Origin of the sequence: Candidatus Glomeribacter gigasporarum BEG34 (assembly GCF_000227585.1) — a bacterium.
In the GTDB taxonomy this organism is placed as follows: Bacteria; Pseudomonadota; Gammaproteobacteria; order Burkholderiales; family Burkholderiaceae; genus Glomeribacter; species Glomeribacter gigasporarum_B.
Window position 1 is genome coordinate 1 of the sequence record NZ_CAFB01000104.1, and the last position, 2,115, is coordinate 2,115.

The 2,115-nt window shown below is 56.1% G+C and carries 6 protein-coding genes; 2 read left to right on the top strand and 4 right to left on the bottom strand.

Going from position 1 to position 2,115, the window contains the following annotated elements; translation table 11 throughout:
- From CAGGBEG34_RS09165 to CAGGBEG34_RS09180, 4 genes are all read right to left on the bottom strand, one after another.
- Positions 1 to 293, bottom strand: a 293-nt coding sequence (locus tag CAGGBEG34_RS09165; protein WP_042688510.1) for a type II toxin-antitoxin system HicB family antitoxin, incomplete at its 3' end; no start/stop codon positions are given.
- Positions 290 to 454, bottom strand: a complete 165-nt coding sequence (locus CAGGBEG34_RS09170) for a toxin HicA (RefSeq protein ID WP_238985033.1) — start codon at positions 452 to 454, stop codon at positions 290 to 292. The genes CAGGBEG34_RS09165 and CAGGBEG34_RS09170, both read right to left, overlap by 4 nt.
- A gap of 150 nt (positions 455 to 604) precedes the next feature.
- On the bottom strand, positions 605 to 892 hold the full coding sequence (locus tag CAGGBEG34_RS09175) for a BrnA antitoxin family protein (protein ID WP_006683349.1): 288 nt from the start codon (positions 890 to 892) through the stop codon (positions 605 to 607).
- A complete protein-coding gene (locus tag CAGGBEG34_RS09180; RefSeq protein WP_238985034.1) occupies positions 885 to 1,157 on the bottom strand; it encodes a BrnT family toxin in 273 nt (90 codons plus the stop codon). Before CAGGBEG34_RS09180 ends, CAGGBEG34_RS09175 begins: the two co-directional genes overlap by 8 nt.
- A 55-nt stretch (positions 1,158 to 1,212) precedes the next feature.
- Between CAGGBEG34_RS09180 and CAGGBEG34_RS09185 the strand changes: the two genes are divergently transcribed.
- On the top strand, positions 1,213 to 1,746 hold the full coding sequence (locus CAGGBEG34_RS09185; RefSeq protein ID WP_006683351.1) for a hypothetical protein: 534 nt from the start codon (positions 1,213 to 1,215) through the stop codon (positions 1,744 to 1,746).
- Positions 1,743 to 2,102, top strand: a complete 360-nt coding sequence (locus CAGGBEG34_RS09190) for a hypothetical protein (protein ID WP_006683352.1) — start codon at positions 1,743 to 1,745, stop codon at positions 2,100 to 2,102. Before CAGGBEG34_RS09185 ends, CAGGBEG34_RS09190 begins: the two co-directional genes overlap by 4 nt.
- Positions 2,103 to 2,115 lie beyond the last annotated feature (13 nt).

Sequence of the window (2,115 nt, forward strand, 5' to 3'; positions counted from 1 at the left end):
TTCAGACTGACTCTTTGTTCCGCCGCTTGTATCGCGAGTGTCCGATGAACAGACGGCGGAATACGCACCCGAAACTCGCCACTGTAGCGCCGTTCAGAGAAAGGCGCGGGCGCAGTTTCACCCATTGCGGCCATATCCGCAATGACTTGAGCAATGACTTTCCGGATTCCAGACAGGGCGGCTTCTGGCGTGGACGCGAGCCAACTGAGCGATGGAAACTCTGCGCATTGCCCGATGTATTCGCCGTCTTCAGGCGACCAGGTGACACGGTACGTGTAGCGGTCGTTGTTCATCGTGCATTCTCCAGTTTGTCGATGGCAAGCAGAACTTGCCGGACTTGATAAGACTTTGCCTTGCCTTTGGCGTTTTGGATATTCACGCGCGGGTCGCCCGGCCAAGGCGTTTTAAAGATGGCATGACTTGTGCCGTGTTGCCGTGGCGGGCCAAAAACCATTTCGCATATCTTTTTCAAGTCTGAGAAGCGAACATTGGCCGGCTCACGGCGCATTTGATCGAGAATTTTATGAGGCAGTGCCATATAGGACAAATGGTATCACTAATGGCTCCAGATAATATAGATTTGCTGAAGCAATGAGCGTCCACATCACCGCCGGCTATTTGAATGGTGAGCGGTGGTTTTAAGGCTCTCTTTCACGGCTTTTTCGATAACCGCCGCGAGCGTCCAGCCTTGCGTATGTTCGCGCAGAGCGTCATTGATCATGGTTTGATAGCTGCCGCCGGACGTTTGCGCACGCGCCTTGAAGGCGGCCAATATGTCGGCGTCGATGCGCATGGTGATGCGCGCCTTGCCGCCGTGCGCGGCCTGTAATCGGGCCAGCGCGGGGATTTGAGAAACAGGTTTTGCATGACTGAAGTCGTATTCCTTACGCATAGCATTTTTCCTCACGTTTGGTGGCTTTGCGCGCTGAAATGAGACGCAGCGTATCGCCGCGCTCTGTCCACACGACCACCACCAAGCGTCCAGCGGTGGTCATGCCAAGCGTGACCCAGCGCGCTTCATCTACACTATCGGGGTCTGCGCGGGTCAAGGCGCGCGCATCCAGGAGCGCCGTGCACGCTTCATCAAAGCTGACTTTATGTTTCGCTAGATTGAGCGCGGCTTTTTGAGGGTCGAAATCGAACTGCATGATACGCATTATACGCACAAATGTATGCACCCAAAAGGATGGGAGAACGAGACAGTGAAAGGGGTTGAACATCACAACAGACCGTTTGGACGCCGTGCTCAAGGCGATGCACCTACTGGTGCACAAAGAAGTGTTAGTAGGGATTCCCGCGGATGCGCCCGAACGTCAAGAAGAGGATGAACCGGGCAATGCGGCATTGGGTTATCTGCATGAAACAGGCTCACCCGCGCGCAACATTCCGGCGCGGCCCTTCCTTGTGCCAGGGGTGCGATCTGCGCAGAAGCGTATCAACCGGTATTTTGAACAGAGCGCGTCTGCGGCGCTGGATGGCCATATGGAACAGGTCGACAAAGCGCTGCATCGGGCGGGCCTGGCGGCGCAAAACGCGGTGCGCGCGAAGATGACTGAAGGGCCGTTCAAGCCACTGGCTGAGTCCACATTGCAGGCGCGGGCCAGACGCGGGCGTATCGGCGCGGCAATCGAACTGGAACGCCGTAGACGAGGTCATACGCCAGAGAACGCGAACGCGAAGCCGTTGATCGATACCGGCCAACTGCGCAAGTCCATCACTTATGTTGTTCGAAAGAAATCAAAATGATGGAGTTGTCTACCGTGTTGTGGAATGCGGAGTACGCCGATTCGACGCTCGTGTGTTTTCGGCAAACGCAGGCGACAGATCGGTACGGTTTTGCCCGGAATACAGAAGCGCAATTCACTTTCACCGGCATCGTCACGCCGGAGACGGGCGATGAATTAGAGCGCACGGCAGCGGGTGCATATACGAACGCGCGCATCACGATTCATACGCCCTTTCAGCTCTCCGCCGGCGATCAAACGCAGGATGCGGATATCGTGCTCTGGCAAGGGCGGCGCTATACCGTGACCGGTGTAAAGGACTACAGCGCATTCGGCTTTGTCTGCGCAACGGGAGAATTACTGCCTCTGAACGGATAACGCACCCGCTTAA